We start from the raw sequence: 20,392 nt of genomic DNA, 5'->3' as shown, positions 1-20,392 counted from the left end.
AGGAGACTTAAAAAATGCGGATTGCAGCGATTGATCAAGGCACCACAAGCACACGTATATTGGTTGTCACCCAGAACGGTTCTGCCGACATCCAGCATTCGCTACGTCACCAACAACACCATCCCCATCCGGGTTGGGTGGAGCATGACCCACTTGAGCTGCTCAGCAACATTCAACGTTGCCTAGAATCTACCGGTCGTGTCGACGCGATCGGGATTGCCAACCAAGGGGAGAGTTGCCTGGCATGGGACGCTAAAACTGGTGAGCCATTATCCCCGGTTATCGTTTGGCAGGATAATCGTACCTCCGCAGAGATCGCCAAACTCCGCGATGATGGGGGCGAAACATTGACCTTGGAGCGGGCTGGTCTGCCGCTTGACCCTTACTTCTCTGCAAGCAAGCTTGCGTGGATATTGCAGAACTTACCTGCTGCGCAGAGTGCATTTAAAGCAGGCAGGCTACGCCTTGGGACTACTGACGCCTATTTCCTGGACCGTCTCGCCGGTGTCTTTGCCACAGACGTAACGACAGCATCTCGGACGTCTCTGATGAATCTGTCGACAGGACAGTGGGACAGCGACCTTTGCGAACTTTTCGGCGTGCCAATCGAAACGTTACCTGAGATCCGTGACACTGTTGGGCATTTTGGAGAGATTGGCGCCACTCCCGTTACCGCCTCTATTGTCGATCAGCAAGCATCCCTTTATGGGCACGGTTGTCGCTCAGAGGGCGATGCGAAAATCACTTTCGGTACTGGCGCATTTGCACTCACCTTGACTGGAGATCAAATTATTCGGGCTCCTGATAAGGGTCTTTTAGCGACAATCGCTTGGCAAATCGGTGGCAAACCAACCTATGCCATGGATGGTGGGGTCTATGATGCAAGCGCGGCTGTGGAATGGGCGGGCCGGCTTGGGTTGTTTACTGATTTTTCAGAGCTGGCCGGTTTCGACGAATCACCCGCCATTTCCAGGCAGCTTGCATTTGTACCTGCATTGTCCGGTTTGGGCTGCCCCCATTGGGATAGGAGTGCATCAGCACTATGGGTCGGCATGAATGGCGGTACGACTCGTCAGGATCTATGTCAGGCATTGTTAGAGGGGGTCGCGCTTCGCAGTGTTGAGGTGATTACGGCTATGGATGGTTTTCTGAATGTGACTGATCGTTTGTCCATTGATGGAGGGCTAGCGCGCAGTCCCTATTTTGCCCAGTTCCTTTCGGATGCCCTTCAGCGATGCATCGTCACCCAACGCTTTGATGAGTTGACATCTTTCGGGTGTGCTGCACTTGCAGCAAAAGGATTAGGTATCGACTTAAAGCCACCGCGTAACACGAGTACAAAATTTAGACCGAAGATTAGTCCCGATGAAGCATTGAAATGGCGGACCACTTTCTCCGAAGCTGTTAAACGTTGTAAAGGCTGGCGCTAATTGTTTTGAACGATTTACGACAAGCCGCGGAGCGGAAATTTAATTTTCCGCTCCGCGTCTAGCTGGGTATTGGCTAATCTGATTAATCGTCTCGAGTGTGCAAACGCACATTTCCACAGCGAAAACTCAGTTTGCCATTTGAAGTGCGTTAACTATATCCACTCAATCGTTTACCTGTTAAAAGGGCAAGCGACTGGGCTGTTCATACTGCACGCTCCAGGAGACATTCGATGGCTAATAATAATACTGGCACTCAGCCGGAAGGCTTGTGCGCAAGAGGTAGTGAAGATGGATATCACGCTCAGTTTGAGAGGACGCTTGGTAAGTTTGAGTCTTTCGCGGTAGCGTTTTCTTTTATTTCGATTACAACAGGCCTATTCGCCACTTATGGAAGTATGCTTGCCTCAAGTGGCCCAGTGGGTATTTGGACGTGGCCACTAGTTACTTTAGGCACACTCTTGGTAGCACTTGTATTTGGTTTGTTGGCAAGCAAAATTCCGCTTTCGGGATTCAGCTATCAATGGGCAAGTCGCTTAGTCAACCCCATACTTGGTTGGTGGTTTGGCTGGGCGAGCTTTGCCTTCCTAGCAATTGTTGCTGTGGCCGTGGATTATAGCTTGGCCCAAGTTGCTTTATTTCCGTTGCTGGGATGGGAGTACACAGCCGCAGCCGGTGCAATAACGACGGTAGTTCTGTTAATTACGCAGATGCTATTGATCATATGGTCAACGCCCATCCTTACGAAAATTAACAATATGGCCGTCGGCGCGGAGGTTGTTGCGGTCCTTGGATTAATCATCGCGATAGGGGCCGCAGTACTTTTCTTTGGGAAAGGGCATGCATCCAATCTTGTATCGACAGGTATCATCCATAGCGATAACTATTTCGGTTGGCTTGGTCCCTTCATGCTATCGGGCTTACTTGGCGCTTTCACCTTGGTAGGGTGGGAGTCGGCGGCGAACCTAGCTGAGGAAACACATAATCCTAAGCAAGTAGTTCCTCGCGCGATGGTGAATGCCATCTTGGTAAGCGGGGTTTTAGGCACTCTTTTCCTGATCGTCATTAGTCTCGGGCTGGGGGACAATGTTGCAGAGCTAACGAAAAGTTCTGCTCCGGTGGCAGATGTAATTCGTATGACGCTTGGGGACATATTCAGTAAAGTTGTGCTAGTCGTTGTGTGTGTAGCAATTTTTGCGTGTGGCTTGGTGATCATGACCAGCAATAGTAGGCTAATCCACGCGATGGCTCGTGATGGGCGTCTACCGTTTTCCGAAAAACTTAGCGTCGTTCCTCGTCCTACGGGGGGGCCGTTATGGGCAACTGTGTTGGCCGGATTCGTGTCGATCGGCATTGTGCTTAGTTTTTATACCAGTCCAGACGCTCTTACCCAGTTGTTGGGCGCCGCGACATTGTTCCCAGCGCTGCTGTACAGCGGTACCGTTCTGCTCTATATCTTTACGCGACACAAGCAAGTCAATCATCCTGATGATTTTAACTTGGGTAAATGGGAGTGGCCGGTAGTGGCTGGGGCATGTATATGGCTCTTTGTGGAAATGTGTGTTTTCATTATTCCATCAGATTTTCGTGTTGCTCAGATGTATGTATTAGCATCTATGGCATCTGGCTTCGTTGTCTTCCTCACAGTATGGATCACTCGAAGAAAGCAGCTTGAGCGAATGCCTGTCTTGGGTTCATATACTTAACACTCTAAAACCATATTGTTTGTGCGGCCTCCGGGCCGCCATTTTTTTTCGTCTGCGATTTATATGGAGCATTTGCGTGCCAGAGAAAATAATTGCCAGGTTTACATTGGCGCTCATATTTATTTTATTGGCTGTTGCATCGACTATCTATGGTGTGATCGTTTTACGGGGTGAACCTAAGCTAATTGAAGCGCAAACAAAGGCGGCTGAACAGTCGGCAATGTCCATATCTCGACAGCTGGAAATCAAGCTCGCCGAAATAGAGGGGCGAACTGCGTCGATCGCAAGTCTGGGGGAGACTCTGCCATCGGACGACGACCAAACAAAAGTGAGTATTAGTAGGATTATTGATGCGACTGGAGATATCTCCGTATCCGGTGGCGGGCTCTGGCCTGAGCCCAATGCGTTTAAACCAGGTGTAGCTCTGCATAGCTTCTACTGGGCTCGTTCGGCGCAAGGTGTCTTAACATTCTCAGACGAAAATAACTCACCTGAAATTACACCTTACCAAAATACTGACTGGTACAAACAAGGCGCTATGGCAACCTCAGGAAAGTGCGGATGGTCTGACGCTTATGTTGATCCTGTCAGCAAAGTGTTAATGACGACTTGTTCAATCGCGTACAACCGCGATTCCCGATTCGCCGGGGTAGCTACAATAGATCTGACATTAACTGGACTTGCAGACTTTCTAAAGGCGAATGGAACTGTGACCGGTGGGTACGCTTTTGCTATTGACCGTGCTGGAAATGTTTTGTATCTGCCAAACATTGAGCCGGGAAGCTTGGCGTCGAATTCGGCGGAGGTAGCGACTAATTTCCCATGGATAAATAAAGTGCTGCAATGGCGGGAAACGTCTGGAGGTGGGCAGGGATCAATTTACATAAACCCTGTGGGTTCCTTTGGTGCAGGTGCTTACGCAAGTTTGGTCAGTCTTCCGAATACAGGGTGGACGATCGGCATCGTGACCCCTGAAAAAGCTATGACTGCAATCGCAGGGCAGCTAACCCGGGAAATGCTTACCTTGCTTGTCCCTTTTTTAGCGCTCCTCTTTAGCCTGGTGTGGCTCGCCGGTAAAACATTGTTAAGCCGGATCGAAGAGACGACGCTTCAAATCAGCAAACTGGGCAGTGCAGGTATTTCAGGTAAATCACAACTTAAGGTTGTAAGAAATGATGAGATCGGTTTGCTTAGAGGAGCAGTCAATGGATACGCAGGTAGGTTGCAGGATTTGTTAGAGAGTATCGCGAATGAGTCTGCAACTCTTCTTAAGCAAGCAGATGCAGTGGCTGAGCTATCGGTCCTCATGGACGAGAGAGCCGATCAGCAACGGCAGGAGAATAATATGCTCGCTACCGCAGTGACGGAGATGGCATCCAGTGCGCAGGAGGTGGCAAGGAACACTGCTGAATGCTCGGAAACAGCGATGTTATCGTTGGCAAGCGCTAGAGCTAGCCAAGGTTACGTTACGGAAACTAGTCAAACCGTTCTTTCGCTGACGAAAGACATTTCAGGTGTGGCTGAAGCAATCACTCAGCTAGGTTCTGACATTGAGGGCGTGAGCGGGGTTCTGGATGTCATCAAATCGATTTCCTCTCAAACTAATTTGCTGGCTTTGAACGCGGCTATCGAAGCCGCGCGTGCTGGTGAGCAAGGCAGAGGGTTTGCTGTGGTTGCAGATGAGGTCCGCACCCTAGCGGGGCGCACTCAGATCTCCGCGGACCAAATACAACAAATGATCGGCGATCTAAGAGTGGCTTCTGAAACAGCAGTCAGCACCATGATTGCGAGCGAAAGCAGCACTCGCCTCGTAGCAGACCAAGCGGATGTCCTTCAAGAATCATTGGAAGGTACGGTCACTAGCTTCGATGATATTGAACGAAGGGCACGACAAATCGCCCTGTCTTCACGAGAGCAAAGCAATGTTACTCAAGAGATCAATGAACTGGCCGTTAGAATCAACGCCTCCAGTGAGGAAGCGGCGCAGGATGCTGCTTCTCTCCGCGTATTGAGTCTGGGAATGCAGGACCTATCACGTAGGTTAGGATCGCTGAGCAATCGTATGCAATGACTCTCTTAGGTGCGCGTAAAGGTGCGCACCTCAAAGCGGTTTATTTCCAATCTGACTTATTTACCGGTGGTGCCTCAAGCACTTCCACCTGAGCTTGCTCCAATGCTTTTGCAAGCTCACCCATAGGTTTGCGATCGATAATCAATCGATCAATGCGTTCCAGCGGAAATACTTGAAATAGCGCTCTCTTTCCAAGCTTTGAGGAGTCTGCAATAACTGTTAGGTAGCGGGTGCGCGCAATCATGGCTCGCGTAATTTCTGCCTCCTCTATAGAAAAGTCAAAAGCACCATCAGCATTTAGTGCGCCAATTGTCACAACAGCGTGCTCTGCATTAAACCTGGCGATTTGCTCCATGGCCAACGCCCCAATGTTCTGTTCAGATTCAGGACGATATTCTCCACCGATCACGAACACCCGATTGCCGCTCGCCCCAATGCTTGCCGCGATGAGCAGTGAATTCGTAATTACTGTGATGCGATTGAGCTTGGCCAACTCCCGAGCGAAAAATAGAGTCGTAGTGCCAGTATCGATAAGCACGCTATCCCCAGGAGAGTAAAGTCCTGCTGCGTATCTGGCGACCGCTCGTTTTTCATGTGAGAACTCATTCATTCGTGTTTGAAAGGCGTTTTCGTGCTCCCCTCTGGGCGGGAGAGATGCCCCTCCATGAAATTTGGTTACCTGGCCATCTTCCGACAGTGCCGTCAAATCCCTCCTAATAGTCTCCTGCGACGTACTAAGGACTCGTGCCAATTCATCGACCGAGATTCGCTCCCGTTGGCGTAGGAGTTCGACAATATGTTGTCGTCTTTCGTTTGGTCGCATGTGCAATCCTCATGTTGCTACGGGAACACCCTTCAGCAGCATACAAATGTTACCGAGGCACACAAATGATGCAGCCGTTACGGAGTCAGTGAAGTCCGAACTTGAATCGTCAGGTGATTAAGTTTAGGACATGGATTTTCCGTCTCTCATGGTCTAGCCGTTGCCTTTAAAGGGCTCGGTAGAGATTACGCAATAAAATTGACCGATTCCAGTGCCTTTAATCATCAAAACCACATAAAAACAACAAATGGCATGCGAAGTGATGGGTAATGCTGGATACAAGAGGCTTGTAGATGCTGAGAGTCGACGACATCCCCACATTTTTGAGAAAAAACGGGTATTCGAGCTGTCAAAGCGCCTATCACCTCAAACGAACGTTCGGAACCGATCAAATGTTTGGCTTAGTAGCAGCAGGATCTACCGAAAATACGACGAGATTTGGCTCCGTCAGCACAAGCATTTGACTCAGTAAACTCGCAGGTGAAGAAATGGCAGAAATTGGAAACTATGTAATTTACATGATCATGATAGGTGCAGTTGTCGGAGCATTTGCTTCGGTGATTAAGCCAGAAGGGGGTCTAGGAAAGGAGTTTGTGAACGGCATTCATTCCATAGGCCCTGTATTTTTGGCGCAGGCCGGGATCATGGCTGCCATACCGTACCTTTCGAAATTTATTGAGATAGCTCTTGGGCCATATTTCGGAGCTATGGGATCAGACGTTTCCATTGCAGCGCTGTCTATCATCGCTGTGGATATGGGGGGGTATCAGCTCGCTGATGTACTTGCAGCAAACCGTGACATGTGGGTTACCGCAATGATCGTCGGTTATACATCTGGAGCAACAATCGTATACCTCATTCCAGTCGGACTTATGATGCTTGAACGCAAAGATCATAAATATTTGGCGCTAGGCGCAATGGCTGGGCTAATTAGTATTCCCTTTGCTGTCCTTGCGTCGTTACTGATGATCACCTCGCTAAACATTCCGGTACGTGAGATTGTCTCCACTACGTCACCAGCACTTCACTACCTAACGCTGGACTTCGTTGGTTGTATCAGATTGCTTGCTCCTTTGTTTGTATTCTGCTTCCTGTTGGCCGCAGGCTTGCGTTACAAAGCATCGCTAATGGTGGGCGGCTTTTTGGTGTTCGGTAAGGTAATGGATGCTTTCATAAAGATCATATTGGCTTTGGCGATTGTTGAGCACTTCACTGGATTCTTTATGAAGAACTTTGGTGTTTGGGGCTTTGATCCGATGTTTGCAGACCAGAAAGAGTTATTCCGTGCGATAGAAATAGCCGGCTATATTGGCATCATGCTGGCTGGCACATTCCCTATCTGCTATTTGTTTCAGCGTTACTGCAAAAAACCTATGGAGGTATTGGGTAAGCACCTTGGGCTTTCTGCTGCTGGCGCCGCGGCGTTCGTTATGGTGTTCGCCAATATCATTGCGGTATACCACCTCTTCAAGAAGATGAATGCTCGCGACAAAGTCCTGTGTGTCGCCCTAGGTGTCTGCGCTCAAGCAACCATTGGCGATCACTTGGCCTTCACTGCAAACTTTCAGCCTACGCTGATAATGCCCATCCTCTTGGCCAAGCTCTTCGGTGGACTTCTCGCGGTTGGGATCGCAATTAAGATTTCCGTACCTGCTGCCCAGCGTTTAGAGGCTGAAGAAAGGGAGCGCACCGAAATTGCGGGCCACATCGGTACGTCCGCGGCTGAAGTTGCTTGAAACAATAATTCGAAGTTGGGAAGGGCATTTGGACCTTCCATTTAATGAGGTAAAAAATGAGAAAGATATTTCTGGCCTGCCCTTACAGTCATGCGGAAGCTTCCGTCACGCACGATCGTTTTATTAAATGTAATAAAACCGCGGCTGTAATCGTCGAATCTGGCAATGCGGTGTTTAGCCAAGTTTCCATGTCTCACCCTATTAACTTGGCATTTGAAGGCAAAGACAATGCCTCCATCGGCAAGCTGTGGGCGCCAGTGGATGCCGTGTTTATGGATATGATGGAGGAGCTAATTATCCTTGATCTACCAGGCTGGGATTTGAGTTCGGGTATTAAGCGTGAAATCGAATTCTTTAAAAGCCGAGGCCAGAAGGTGAGCCTTTGGTCTGAAGTGGAAGGCGAATTCAAACGAAGTGTTTAAAAAATAAATCACAGGTAAAAAAACGATCACGGATGCTCTCAACCACAACAAATCCAATGCCTTTAATGGCATTGGATTAAGGGATAAACCGATAGCCAACGCCCGTTTCGGTCACCAGATGCCGCGGCTGCGACGGATCGACCTCGACCTTCTTCCTTAACCCACCCATAAATACCCGCAAATACGGCGTATCCGTCGTGTGCGACGGTCCCCACACCGCTTTCAGCAATTGCAAATGCGTCAGCACCCGATTCGGATGCGTGCACAGGTGCACCAGCAGTCGATACTCAAGCGGCGTCAAATGCAGCGGTGCGCCGGAGCGTTCTACCACGCGGCGTTCGATGTCGATGCGCACTTCGCCGAAGCTCAGCACTGAGCTGTTGTCGGCACCTTTCGTCTGCCGACGCAGCAGGGCGCGAACGCGGGCGAGCAGTTCCCCTGTGCCGAAAGGTTTGACCAGGTAGTCGTCGGCGCCGCTGTCTAGGGCGAGGATTTTGTCGGCTTCGCCACCCCGGGCCGACAGCACAATGATTGGTACCGGCGACCAACTGCGCACGTCGCGGATCAGGTCGATGCCGTCGCCGTCGGGCAGGCCGAGGTCAAGGATGATCAGGTCCGGGCGGCGGGTGCCGGCGTCGATGAGGCCGCGATGAAAGGTGTCGGCTTCATGCACCTCCAGGCCCTCGGCTTGCAGGGCCATGCGCACGAAGCGGCGGATTTCTTTTTCGTCCTCGATGATCAGGACGTGCGGTACTGATTCGGTCATGGCTGTTCCTCGTCAGTCTGCTGGGCAAAGGGTTCGATGACGGGCGGGGTTTCCCGGGGCAGGTGCAGCGTAAAGCACGCTCCACCCTTGGGCCGGGTGATACCGGCAATGCTCCCGTCATGGGCCTGGGCGATGGCCCGGCAGATGGCCAGGCCCAGGCCGACACCCGGGATCGCGCTTTCCTTTTTGCCGCGCATGAATTTGTTGAAGATCGCTTCTTCGTGACCGTGGGGCAGCCCCGGTCCTTCGTCGGCGACCCACAGTTCGATGGTGTCCGGCGTGACCCGGGCGCCCACGTTGATGGTGGTGGCGGGCGGGGTGTATTTGACGGCGTTCTCGATCAGGTTGATCAGGATGCGTTCGATCAGCCCCGCGTCGATGCGCACCGGCGGCACGTCATCCTCCAGCGCGACGTGTACCGAACGCCCGCCGAGAATCGGCTGGATGGCGCGCAGGGCACTGCCGACCACGTCCTCAACCGGTTGCCATTGGCGATTCAGCACCACTTTGCCGGACTCCAGGCGCGCCATGTCCAGCAGGTTATTCACCAGCGTGTTCATGCGTAGCGCCGATTCACCCACCGCCGTGGCGATCTCGGCTGCTTCGCCGGTCAGGGGCGGCTGGGTCAACTTGAGCGCTTCGGCGAGCCCGACCATCACCGACAGCGGCGTGCGCAGGTCGTGGGAAATCGCCGAGAGCAACGAGTTGCGCAGACGCTCGGATTCCATTTGCACGGTCGTGTCCTGGGCCACGTTGATGTAGTGAATCCGTTCGAGGGAAATGGCCAGCAACGACGCGCAGGTATCGAGCAGACGCCGTTGTTCCGGCACCACCAACCGTGTGGTGTCCCGAGGCTGCACCGCGAGGATGCCACGCACCCGCATCGGCGCCGACAGCGGCAGGTACAGCGTCGAACTGGAGGGCAGGGTGTCGGTGCCGTAGCCGGCCGGCTCGGTTTTGTCGAACGACCACTGGGCAATCGCCAGATCGACCTGCGGAGCATCACCGGTGACCATCGGCGCCTGCAATTTGTTGTTGGCATCGGCCACCAGCAAGGCCGAGCGCGCACTGAACTCGGCGCTGAGAAATTGCGCGCTGATCTCGGCCACCTGTTCGGTGAGCAACGCGGCGGACAGCAGGCGCGACATGTCATACAGCGCACGCATGCGGTCTTCACGCCGCTGCGCCACCCGGGCCTGATAAGTGAGGCCGGCGGTCATTTGCCCGATCACCAATGCGACCACCAGCATGACCACGAAGGTCACCAGGTACTGCACATCGGCAAAAGCGAAGGAAAAACGCGGCGAAACAAAGAAAAAATCGAACGCACCGACCGACATGAACGCCGCCATCACCGCCGGGCCACGCCCGAAGCGCACCGCGACCGCAACCACCGCCAGCAGGAACAGCATGACGATATTAGCCTGCTCAAGGATGCCCGACAGCGGCAGGGCAATCAGCGTCGTCACCGCACACAACCCGGCACTCCAGAGATAAGCCGACCACGGGATAGGACTTTCGCGCGGTTCAGGCGTGCGCTCGGGGCGTGGATGGCCGGTCGGCAACGAGACTTGAATCACATCCAGATCGGCGCCCAATACGCCAATCCGCTCGGCCAGCACCTGACGCCAGAATCGGCGGCGCGGCTGCTCGTCACGCCCCAGCACCACCTTGGACAGATTGTGCTGGCGCGCATACCTGACCAGGGTTTCGGCAATATCCTGGCCGGCCAGGGTCGAGATCTGCGCGCCCATTTCCTGGGCCAGTTTCAAGGTTGCCAGCACGCGACGACGCTTGGCGTCGGCCAGGCGTTGCAAGGCCGGGGTTTCGACATAGACCGCGTGCCACGGCACGTTCAGTTGCGCGGCCAGGCGCGCCGTCGAGCGCACGGTTTTTTCTGCCTGTTCATGCGGGCCGATGCACGCGAGCAGCGAATCCCGAGTGCCCCAGACCGGTTTCACCGCACTGCTTTGACGGTACTGCAACATGTCGCTGTCGACCCGGTCAGCGGTGCGGCGCAGTGCCAATTCACGCAGGGCAATCAGGTTGCCTTTGCGAAAGAAATTCTGCACCGCGCGCTCGGCCTGTTGCGCCAGGTAGACCTTACCTTCCTTCAGTCGCTGCAACAAATCGTCGGGGGGCAAGTCGACGATCACCACCTCGTCAGCGGTATCGAACACATGGTCGGGCACGGTTTCCCAGACGCGAATCCCGGTGATGCCGCCGACAATGTCGTTGAGGCTTTCCAGGTGCTGCACGTTCATGGTTGACCACACATCGATTCCGGCGCTGAGCAGTTCTTCCACGTCTTGCCAGCGTTTCGGGTGCCGGGAGCCGACGGCATTGGAGTGGGCCAGTTCATCGATCAGGATCAAGCCCGGCGCGCGGGCGAGGGCGGCATCCAGATCGAATTCGCTGAGAGTGCGCTGCTTGTCGATAACGGGTTTGAGCGGCAGTGACTCAAGGCCTTCGGTCAGCGCCTGGGTTTCGGCGCGGCCATGGGTTTCGATCACGCCGATCAGCAGGTGGATGCCCTGCAGTTTCGCGGTATGGGCGGCGGCGAGCATGGCGTAGGTCTTGCCGACCCCGGCGCTGGCGCCGAAGAAAATCTTCAGCCGGCCGCGTTTGGCTTGCGCTTCCTCTTCGCGAATCCGGGCCAGCAGTTGGTCCGGGTCAGGACGTTGTTCGGCCATCACGCTCACCGTGTGAAAGTTGCCGCTCAGTGTGCGGCGTCGAGCGCCAGGTTCAGGGCCAGCACGTTGACCCGAGGCTCGCCGAGGAAACCAAGCAGCGTGCCTTCAGCATACTCGCCGATCAGTAGCCGGACCCGCTCGACGGGCAAGTTGCGCACACGCGCCACCCGGCCGGCCTGATACTGCGCCGCCGCCACGCTGATCTGCGGATCAAGACCACTGGCGGAACTGTAGACCAGGTCGGCGGGCACCGTGGCGGTGTTGCCGGGATCCGCCGCGTGCAGCGCCTCGATCCGCCCCTTGACCGCGTCCATCAGCGCCGGGTTCAGCGGGCCGAGGTTCGAACCGCTGGAGGCTTGGGCGTTATAGGCCATGGGGCTGGTGGCGGAAGGGCGACTCCAGAAGTATTTCGGATCGCTGAAGCCCTGGCCGATCAACAGCGAACCCACGGTTTTGCCATCCCGCTCGATCAGGCTGCCGGCGGCCTGATGGGGAAACACCAGCCGCGCAATGCCGGTGGTGACCAGTGGATAGGCCAGGCCCGTGAGCAGTGAAAACACGATCAACAGGGTCAGCGCCGGACGCAACAGAGTGGCCATGACAGTGCTCCCTCAAACCAGACCGACAGCGGCAAGCGCCATGTCGATGATTTTGATGCCAATGAATGGAACGATGACACCGCCCAGCCCGTAGATCAGCAGGTTGCGCCGCAGCAGCAGGGCGGCGCCGACCGGGCGGTATTTCACGCCTTTGAGCGCCAGGGGAATCAGGAAAATGATGATCAGCGCATTGAAAATCACCGCCGACAGCACCGCCGAATTCGAGCTGGTCAATCCCATGATGTTCAGCGCCGCGAGCGACGGATAGGTGGTGACGAACGCCGCCGGCACGATGGCGAAATACTTGGCGACGTCGTTGGCAATCGAGAACGTGGTCAGGGAGCCCCGGGTCATCAGCATCTGTTTGCCGGTTTCGACGACCTCGATCAGCTTCGTCGGGTTGCTGTCCAGGTCCACCATGTTCCCGGCTTCCTTCGCCGCTTGGGTTCCCGAGTTCATTGCCACCGCGACGTCGGCCTGGGCCAGCGCCGGGGCGTCGTTGGTGCCGTCGCCGGTCATCGCCACCAAGCGGCCTTCGGCCTGGTAGCGGCGGATCAGCTCGAGTTTCTGTTCCGGGGTGGCTTCGGCCAGGAAGTCATCGACCCCGGCCTCGGCGGCGATGGCGGCAGCGGTGACCCGGTTGTCGCCAGTGACCATCACCGTTTTGATCCCCATGCGCCGCAGCTCAACGAAGCGTTCCTTGATCCCGCCCTTGACGATGTCCTTGAGTTCGATCACCCCCAACACCTTGGCGCCGTCGGCCACCACCAGCGGCGTGCTGCCCCGGCGGGCCACGTCTTCGACGATGGTTTGCACGGCGTCCGGGAAATGGCCGCCCAGGCTTTGGATATGGCGCAGGATCGCTTCGCCGGCACCTTTGCGCAGTTGGCGAGTGCCCATGTCGACGCCGCTCATGCGGGTCTGCGCCGAGAAGTGCACGAAGTGGGCGTCGAGCGCGCCGATGTCGCGCTCGCGCAGGTTGAAGCGTTGTTTGGCCAGCACCACGATGCTGCGACCTTCCGGGGTTTCGTCGGCTAGGGAGGCGAGTTGCGCGACATCCACCAGGTCTGCTTCCTTGACCCCCGGTGCGGGTAAAAACGCTGAGGCGTGACGGTTGCCTAGGGTAATGGTGCCGGTCTTGTCGAGCAGCAGAACGTCCACGTCACCGGCAGCCTCTACGGCACGGCCGGAAGTGGCGATGACGTTGGCTTCCATCATGCGGCTCATGCCCGCCACACCGACTGCCGACAGCAGGCCGGCAATGGTGGTGGGGATCAGGCACACCAGCAACGAGATCAGCACGGTGATCGACACCGGCGTCCCGGCCTGGGCCACCGCGACCCCGAACAGCGAGAAGGGCAGCAGCGTTACGGTGACGCCGAGGAACACAATGGTCAGCGCCACCAACAGGATCGACAGGGCGATTTCATTCGGGGTTTTTTGCCGTTTGGCGTTCTCGACCATGGCGATCATGCGGTCGACGAAGGTTTCGCCGGGGTTGGTGGTGACGCGCACGACGATCCAGTCCGAGAGCACCCGGGTGCCGCCGGTGACCGCCGAGAAGTCGCCGCCACATTCGCGGATCACCGGGGCAGATTCGCCGGTGATTGCCGACTCATCCACCGAGGCCGCGCCTTCGATGATTTCGCCGTCGGCGGGGATGATCGAGTCGCCGAGGTCGCCGGCCTCGACCACCACCACATCGCCTTTGCACAAGCCGCTCGATTGCGCCAATTGCCACTCGGCGCCGTAGTGCGGTTCGCGCAGTTTTTTCGCCCAGGTTTCCTTTTTCAGGTCCCGCAGCGAGGCCGCTTGCGCCTTGCTGCGGCCCTCGGCCAGGGCTTCGGCAAAATTGGCGAACAGCACGGTAAACCACAGCCACAAGGCAATCGCGAGGATAAACCCGGAACTGGCTTCACCCTGGCCGCGCAAGGCCTGGACCCACAGGGCGCTGGTGATGATCGCGCCGATGTAGACGACGAACATCACCGGGTTGCGCCACTGGATTTTGGGGCTGAGTTTGCGCACGGACTCGAGCATGGCCGGTGTGATGAGTTTGGGGTCGAACAAGGAGAACGCTTTGCGTGTCATGTTCGTGGTCTCACTTGATCAGGTTGAGGTGTTCGACGACGGGCCCGAGCGCCAGCGCCGGCACGTAGTTCAGCAAGCCGACCAGCAACACCGTGCCGATCAGCAGCGCCACAAACAACATCCCGTGGGTAGGCATGGTGCCGCCGGTGACCGCCAGGCGTTTCTTCGCGGCCAGGCTGCCGGCGACGGCGAGCACCGGGACGATCACGCCAAAACGGCCGGACCAGGCGACGATCGCCAGCATCGTGTTGTAGAACGGGGTGTTGGCCGACAGCCCGGCGAAGGCGCTGCCGTTGTTGTTGGCGGCCGAGCTGAAGGCGTAGAGGATTTCCGAGAAGCCGTGGGCGCCGGGGTTGGCGATCCCCAGCCTGCCAGCCTCGGCCATGACGGCGATGGCGGTGCCGAACAGCACCAGCAACGGCGTCACCAGAATCGCGATGGCGACCATTTTCATCTCGTAGGCTTCGATTTTCTTGCCGAGGTATTCCGGGGTGCGGCCGATCATCAGTCCGGCGATAAACACCGCGAGAATGGCGAACACCAACATGCCGTACAGCCCCGAGCCAGTGCCGCCAAACACCACTTCACCGAGTTGCATCAGCACCAGCGGCACCGCACCGCCCAGTGGCGTAAAGGAGTCGTGCATCGCGTTGACCGCACCGCAGGACGCAGCGGTGGTCACGGCGGCAAACAGGCTGGAGGCGCTGATGCCGAAGCGCAGTTCCTTGCCCTCCATATTGCCCGCCGCCGTGTCGATGCCCAGCGCGGAAAATTGCGGATTACCGAGTTGTTCGTAATGAGTGACGGCGATTACCGCGATCACGAAGATGATCGTCATGGTCGCCAGCAACGCCCAACCTTGACGGATGTCACCGACGACGTGGCCGAAGACGAAACACAGCGCGGTCGGGATCAGGAATATTGCGATCAACTGCGAGAAATTGGTCAGCGCCGTCGGGTTTTCATACGGGTGCGCCGAGTTGGCATTGAAGAAACCGCCGCCATTGGTGCCGAGCATCTTGATCGCTTCCTGGGAGGCGACCGGGCCCATGGCGATGGTTTGCTTGTCGGTGCTGGCGGCCACGGTGAGCGCACTGCCCTGGGCGTCGAGCTTCGGCTGGCCGGCGTCATTCAGCACCGGGGCCTGGTATTGCATGACTTCCAGCGTCGAGACGTCCTTGTACGGGTCAAGGTTCTGGATCGCCCCTTGGCTGACGAAGAACAGCGCAAAGATCAGCGACAGCGGCAGCAGCACCCACAACGTGATGCGGGTGAGGTCGGTCCAGGCATTGCCGATGCTGGTGGCGCTGTGGCGGGCGAACCCGCGAATCAGCGCCACGGCCACCACAATCCCGGTGGCGGCGGACAGGAAGTTCTGCACCGTCAGCGCGAGCATTTGCGTCAGGTAGCTCATCGTCGACTCGCCGCCATAGCCTTGCCAGTCGGTGTTGGTGACGAAACTGGCGGCGGTGTTGAACGAGGAGTCCGGCGTCACCGCACCAAATCCCTGCGGGTTGAGCGGCAGCACACCTTGCAGGCGTTGCAGCGCGTAGACGACCAGCAAGCCCAATGCGTTGAACAGGATCAGGGCGAGGGCGTATTGCAGCCAGCTCATCTGCGCTTGCGGCGTGACCCCGGCCAGGCGATACAGCGGCGATTCGATACGCGCGCCGAAGGCAAACCGGCCCTCCATCACCGTGGTCAGCCAACGCCCGAGCGGCCAGGCCAACAGACCCAGCGCCAACAGGAAGGCCCCGAGCAGGCCCCAGGCTTGCGTGGTCATAGGAAGTCCTCCGGGAAAAACAGCGCGGCGACCAGGTACACCAACAACCCGGCCGCGATGATGCCGCCGAACAGATAGAAGCCTGTCATGACCGTCTCCTGTTAAGCGCCGCACAGCCCCGTGCCAGGCCGATCAGGCTGATGAAAAACAGCGCACCGAGTACCACAAAGATGAAGTCCATGGCGTTTCCTCCCGCGATGAGGAAAAGCCTAGAGAGATGCCTGGAAAGTTGTTATCAGGATTGGGGACAGAGGGATAAAGATCTTATAAAGACCCGATTAGATAATGCCGCTTGAGGTTCCCCTGCAATGCGGAAGGTGGCCGGCGATCAGGGGGGCGTTTGCTAGGGACCTCAACACACGTGGCCACCGCCACTGCAAAGGAAGAACACAGGGGGCAAGAAAGCTGGGGCGCCAGATGTGCGCAGCATCGTCTGAATCGCTGGGATCGAGTTAGGGGCCATGGTCGCTACTGACAGAGCAGTAGCCGCCGTTTAATCCGCTCAGGCTTAGAGCGCCCGTCTGCCCGTGATGAATTCCGCAGGCGAAAAGACTGAACAGAACGCTGGCGTATAGCAGCCATGCAATCGATGATCGGTCAATGTGGGAAGCTTTCAAGGGTGGCGATTCTGGCACCGAATTTTTCAGGGGCAACAGCCGTAGCGAGAATCAGACTGTCTCCGCTCGATTACGCAAGGTGTTCTTTAGTCAGCGACGTTTACTGAGTCAAACGTCACTGATTTATATACATCACGTCATCAATTCATTTTGCTGTGATCAGGCATATTCAGTGCCCGCGCTTTCGCCTCTATCTTGATCGTCTCCTTCTCGCCTTTGTCATTCTCTACCGTCAACGTCAGCGGCACCTGGTCGCCTTCTTTGACTTGGTCAACCAAGTCAATCAGCATCACGTGATAGTTGTGGGGATCCAGGGTGACCGCTTTGCCGGCAGGCAGGTCAACGAACCCTACTTCTTGCATACTCATCACGTCGTTCTTCATGGTCGACTGGTGGACTTGTACCGTTTTAGCTATCGGTGATTGCGCGCTGAGCAGCTTGCTATCGGTACTTGCCGTGATGGTCATAAACGCACCGGTCGCTTGTTGGCCCGGGACCGTCGCTCTAACCCAAGAATCGTCTACCTGCGTCTGAGCCGAAACTTGGCAAGCCAGCCCCAACAGGGAAAGCCCAAGTACGATCTGTTTTACGCGTGCGGTAATGCGGTTGTTTTGGTTGGGAGTTGAATTCATTAACAAACCTCCATGACGGTAAGCAGATCTTCGGCACACTCTTGTGCAGTAAGCGAGTGAGACAATCCAACGCGCAGCGTTCCCCGCGTGTCATAAACATAGCTCGTTGCTGTGTGGGACAGTGTGTAAGTTGATCCACTCGGGATTTTTTCGTAGAACACTCCGAACTCTTTGGCTGTGGCGGCAGTTTCCTGCAGTGTCCCGTAGAGTGCGACAAACGACGGATCGAAGGTTTTGACGTAGGCATCTAGAACGGCCGGTGTATCCCGTTCGGGGTCCAGAGTAATGAAGATAACTTGAAGACGGTCGCCATCCTTTCCCATCAATTTCTTGACTTGTACCGCGCGAGCGAGCGCCGTGGGGCAGATCGCCGGGCATTGGGTGAAACCGAAGAACACCATAGGCATCATGCCGCGAAAGCTCGACAGCGTTCTCACTTCGCCGTCAGTACCCTTTAGCTTGAACGTGCGCCCGAGAATCTGATCACTCAGGTCTTTGCCGTATTTGTACGACAGTTCGCCTCTGGTATCGCAGCCAGTCAGGATGGTCAGACCTAACAATCCCATACCTGCAATCACTCGGCGACGATCCAACATAACACTCATCTGCTACTGCCCTCCGAAAGCGTGTGTGTCTCAAAAATTTTTCAAATTGGTCAGATTATTTACTGCAACTGCGTGAAAAATGACCTTGATCGATACCTTCGACGCGGCAAAGGATTTGCGTTCAATCACCAGTGCAAGCCAATGACGCAATCTCTACGTTGAGTGTATTGGGCTGATTGGAAAGGTCGTAAGTCTAACGATGCAAGCCACCACGATAACCTGCGACATTCTGGCGCATGCACTGCGCTAGGCATGAAGGATCATGCCTGCCAAATTACCTGCGGCAGACTGTCGCAGATGGAGTTGAGAAACTTTGACGGGAGGGTGGTTCGTCTAATGCACGGGCTGTGGAAAGCCTTTAATCTGTTGGCGCATGGTGGTCTCACCGTTGGTGAAACATAGGGAAGCGGCTATGTAGCAGCGCAATCCTGCGCTGATCCCCGTAGGTGTTGAACGGGCATCGCTTTTGTCGAGTGTTTCAGCCGTGTGAGACTCTTCATGACTCCTGACTGAATATCGCTTCCGCCGTTTAGATATCTCTTGTGAGGGGGGGCAATCGGCAATTGCCGTTCTTTAACCCCTTGTTCTTCGGTGTTAATGTTGTGGCTATGAATCTTTCCATTTCAGACCGCTCACTCGTTGCTTGGATGCTGTATTTTTGCGTCCTGTACAACGTGTTCGCCTGCGGTTTTGGGCATGGGCAGATGACCGGCCTTGAGCTGAATGGCGTTGGTGGTCAATTTTGTTCCGCAGTTGAGGGCAAGAGCCCTACACAGAATTCTGATTTTTCTGACCAATTAGCAAGCGGTTGGGCCGGCAGTATTTCCTGCGCAATGTGCTCCGCGGTGACGTTAAGCATCGCGTTTCTATTTTGCTTTACTTGGCTGCTGCGGATTGGAAAAAAGCTGTTCCTAGGTAGCGAACTGCGCTGCAAAGCACCTCCCCGCTACTCCTGGCCCTCGGCCAACCCTCGCGCTTCCCCTCGAGTTTGACGCCTGCAAGTGGTCGGTTTGATTCGCCGGCTGCCGCTTGATTTCGTTCGCTTACGCCTGTTGTCGCTGAAACGACAACAGGTGGACGCCGTTCAATCGTCACGGGAAGGAAAAAATAATGTCTCGCAGTATTGATCATCCAAGTTGTAGATTCACAGCACTCGAAAGGAAATCTTTAAGTTTTTTTCCATCCTCTATACAGCGCACAGCGATGGCATGGAGGCTGGCATGCGCACTGTAGCTATTCCCTCAGGAGCATCGCGACTTATCAGTAACAAGTCGCGAGTCAACAATCGTGGCGACTTCCTGTTGCCGTTTCCTGACTACCCAAGTAATGCACGCTGTTTTGTTCACCTGGATGCCCGTTTGCTGCCTTACTGGCATACGTTGTTCGACGTTTGCCCTGGGCTGCTTAAGCTAGATCCGCCCGATGGTTTGAATATTTTTCGAAATTTTATGACATGGGCGTATCGCAACCATCCCCCCTTGAATTGGACTTACTACTTGAGTGTATGCCGCTGGTTACTTGGTTCAGCTTACAAGACGCAGATCCTTGATGAACACATCGATGCCTTCATGACTGCAGCAGCAGCCCGATGGATAAATACTGATGATAGCCAGGCACGCGGGTTAGTGGTGACCTGGCAAGGTTCGTTGATGAGGGTATTCGACTGGAAAGTTGCGCCACGAACTCTTCCTACGGGCTTAACAGAGGACCCTGAAGCAGAAGAGTTTCCACCGGCGCCTTGGGACTTCGCTTGGTGTCCGTTGACAGGGAAGGGTGGTACCGGGTTTCGACGTTGGCTACCTATTCCTGGATAGCTGTCCTAGATCACAGGGTCGCTCCGCTGGAGCGACCTTTATTTCGACATCCAAGCAATAACGGCCTTGTAGTCCTCTTCAGTGCAATCCATACATAGACCTCTTGCAGGCATCGCTCTGAATCCTTCTGTTACGTGTTTAACTAAAACGTCGGTACCTTTCTCTAGACGGCGTTTCCATGCGACGTGATCGCCTTTTTTCGGCGCCATCCATGACTGGCCACTGTGGCAATTGGTGCAGGTTCCGTTGAATACAGCTTCTGGTTCCTGAACAGCATATGCGCCAGAGGATGAGAGTAAAAAGACGGCCGCCAGCATTTTTTTCATAGTAAACCTCATAGGTCGATAATAGATATTTTGCCGTCGGAATGACGCTATGCATCCGCGGCTCCTGGGCATTGGAAATATTTGATCCATCTGGCAGGGCGTGCTTGTGAGATGTTTCGAGTTTACTGAGGGGGTTTTGACAACCAAAATGCGACAAACTGCCGCAGTTGTTGGTTCGACGGGCATGTAGATGGTCGGAGAATTTTGGTGTGGCAGAATGTCGCAGCCTAATTTGTCTGTAGATGCAGCCGCATTCACGCTGGCATGGGGTTCTTTTTGGC

Annotated in this window: 17 protein-coding genes and 1 pseudogene; 8 read left to right on the top strand and 10 right to left on the bottom strand. The window is 55.4% G+C overall.

What is annotated here, in order from left to right; translation table 11 throughout:
• The first annotated feature begins 14 nt into the window (after window positions 1-14).
• The 4 genes and pseudogenes from ACIOYV_RS11240 (at window position 15) to ACIOYV_RS11225 (ending at window position 5,204) form a co-directional block, all read left to right on the top strand.
• Window positions 15-1,430 (top strand): glycerol kinase, encoded by a 1,416-nt coding sequence (locus tag ACIOYV_RS11240; RefSeq protein ID WP_401323680.1) that lies wholly within the window; start codon window positions 15-17, stop codon window positions 1,428-1,430.
• Between the two features lie 230 nt (window positions 1,431-1,660).
• Window positions 1,661-3,133, top strand: coding sequence for an amino acid permease (locus ACIOYV_RS11235; protein ID WP_401323678.1), 1,473 nt, complete (start codon window positions 1,661-1,663; stop codon window positions 3,131-3,133).
• A 220-nt stretch (window positions 3,134-3,353) separates the two neighbouring features.
• Window positions 3,354-4,085: pseudogene (locus ACIOYV_RS11230) on the top strand (cache domain-containing protein); the annotation flags it as partial.
• Window positions 4,086-4,115: 30 nt separating this feature from the next.
• Window positions 4,116-5,204, top strand: a complete 1,089-nt coding sequence (locus ACIOYV_RS11225; protein ID WP_401324020.1) for a methyl-accepting chemotaxis protein — start codon at window positions 4,116-4,118, stop codon at window positions 5,202-5,204.
• A 40-nt stretch (window positions 5,205-5,244) separates the two neighbouring features.
• Here the strand turns inward: ACIOYV_RS11225 and ACIOYV_RS11220 are convergent, their stop codons facing one another.
• Complete coding sequence (locus tag ACIOYV_RS11220; RefSeq protein ID WP_401323676.1) at window positions 5,245-6,027, bottom strand: DeoR/GlpR family DNA-binding transcription regulator; 783 nt, start codon at window positions 6,025-6,027, stop codon at window positions 5,245-5,247.
• Between the two features lie 488 nt (window positions 6,028-6,515).
• Between ACIOYV_RS11220 and eutH the strand changes: the two genes are divergently transcribed.
• Both eutH and ACIOYV_RS11210 read left to right on the top strand, forming a co-directional pair.
• Window positions 6,516-7,763: an ethanolamine utilization protein EutH gene (gene eutH, locus ACIOYV_RS11215; RefSeq protein WP_401323675.1), complete on the top strand. Its 1,248-nt coding sequence runs from the start codon at window positions 6,516-6,518 to the stop codon at window positions 7,761-7,763.
• Between the two features lie 56 nt (window positions 7,764-7,819).
• Complete coding sequence (locus ACIOYV_RS11210) at window positions 7,820-8,185, top strand: DUF1937 family protein (protein ID WP_401323673.1); 366 nt, start codon at window positions 7,820-7,822, stop codon at window positions 8,183-8,185.
• A gap of 76 nt (window positions 8,186-8,261) precedes the next feature.
• Here the strand turns inward: ACIOYV_RS11210 and ACIOYV_RS11205 are convergent, their stop codons facing one another.
• From ACIOYV_RS11205 to ACIOYV_RS11170, 8 genes are all read right to left on the bottom strand, one after another.
• Complete coding sequence (locus ACIOYV_RS11205) at window positions 8,262-8,951, bottom strand: response regulator (protein WP_401323671.1); 690 nt, start codon at window positions 8,949-8,951, stop codon at window positions 8,262-8,264.
• Window positions 8,948-11,644: a two-component system sensor histidine kinase KdpD gene (gene kdpD / locus ACIOYV_RS11200; protein ID WP_401323669.1), complete on the bottom strand. Its 2,697-nt coding sequence runs from the start codon at window positions 11,642-11,644 to the stop codon at window positions 8,948-8,950. Before kdpD ends, ACIOYV_RS11205 begins: the two co-directional genes overlap by 4 nt.
• 26 nt (window positions 11,645-11,670) lie before the next feature.
• Window positions 11,671-12,243, bottom strand: coding sequence for a potassium-transporting ATPase subunit KdpC (gene kdpC / locus ACIOYV_RS11195; protein WP_401323667.1), 573 nt, complete (start codon window positions 12,241-12,243; stop codon window positions 11,671-11,673).
• Window positions 12,244-12,255: 12 nt separating this feature from the next.
• The gene (kdpB, locus tag ACIOYV_RS11190; RefSeq protein WP_401323666.1) at window positions 12,256-14,334 is read right to left on the bottom strand and encodes a potassium-transporting ATPase subunit KdpB; all 2,079 of its coding nucleotides are present in this window, start codon (window positions 14,332-14,334) and stop codon (window positions 12,256-12,258) included.
• Between the two features lie 10 nt (window positions 14,335-14,344).
• A complete protein-coding gene (gene kdpA / locus ACIOYV_RS11185; RefSeq protein ID WP_401323665.1) occupies window positions 14,345-16,117 on the bottom strand; it encodes a potassium-transporting ATPase subunit KdpA in 1,773 nt (590 codons plus the stop codon).
• Window positions 16,114-16,206: a K(+)-transporting ATPase subunit F gene (kdpF, locus tag ACIOYV_RS11180; RefSeq protein ID WP_123402870.1), complete on the bottom strand. Its 93-nt coding sequence runs from the start codon at window positions 16,204-16,206 to the stop codon at window positions 16,114-16,116. The genes kdpA and kdpF overlap by 4 nt, the downstream gene beginning before the upstream one ends.
• Before the next feature lie 668 nt (window positions 16,207-16,874).
• Window positions 16,875-17,366, bottom strand: coding sequence for a copper chaperone PCu(A)C (locus tag ACIOYV_RS11175; RefSeq protein WP_401323663.1), 492 nt, complete (start codon window positions 17,364-17,366; stop codon window positions 16,875-16,877).
• Entirely contained in the window at window positions 17,366-17,971 is a 606-nt protein-coding gene (locus ACIOYV_RS11170; RefSeq protein ID WP_401323662.1) for an SCO family protein, read from the bottom strand. The genes ACIOYV_RS11175 and ACIOYV_RS11170 overlap by 1 nt, the downstream gene beginning before the upstream one ends.
• A gap of 608 nt (window positions 17,972-18,579) precedes the next feature.
• Between ACIOYV_RS11170 and ACIOYV_RS11165 the strand changes: the two genes are divergently transcribed.
• Window positions 18,580-18,963 (top strand): DUF2946 domain-containing protein, encoded by a 384-nt coding sequence (locus ACIOYV_RS11165; RefSeq protein ID WP_401323660.1) that lies wholly within the window; start codon window positions 18,580-18,582, stop codon window positions 18,961-18,963.
• A gap of 228 nt (window positions 18,964-19,191) precedes the next feature.
• Entirely contained in the window at window positions 19,192-19,785 is a 594-nt protein-coding gene (locus tag ACIOYV_RS11160; protein ID WP_401323658.1) for a putative natural product biosynthesis protein, read from the top strand.
• Window positions 19,786-19,823: 38 nt separating this feature from the next.
• On the opposite strand, the gene ACIOYV_RS11155 is transcribed toward ACIOYV_RS11160, so the two are convergent.
• Window positions 19,824-20,111, bottom strand: coding sequence for a c-type cytochrome (locus ACIOYV_RS11155; protein WP_401323656.1), 288 nt, complete (start codon window positions 20,109-20,111; stop codon window positions 19,824-19,826).
• Between the last annotated feature and the right edge of the window lie 281 nt (window positions 20,112-20,392).

Origin of the sequence: Pseudomonas sp. NPDC087342 (assembly GCF_044744265.1) — a bacterium.
GTDB classification, from domain to species: domain Bacteria; phylum Pseudomonadota; class Gammaproteobacteria; order Pseudomonadales; family Pseudomonadaceae; genus Aquipseudomonas; species Aquipseudomonas nunensis.
This window is presented reverse-complemented; position numbering and strand designations above follow the sequence as displayed.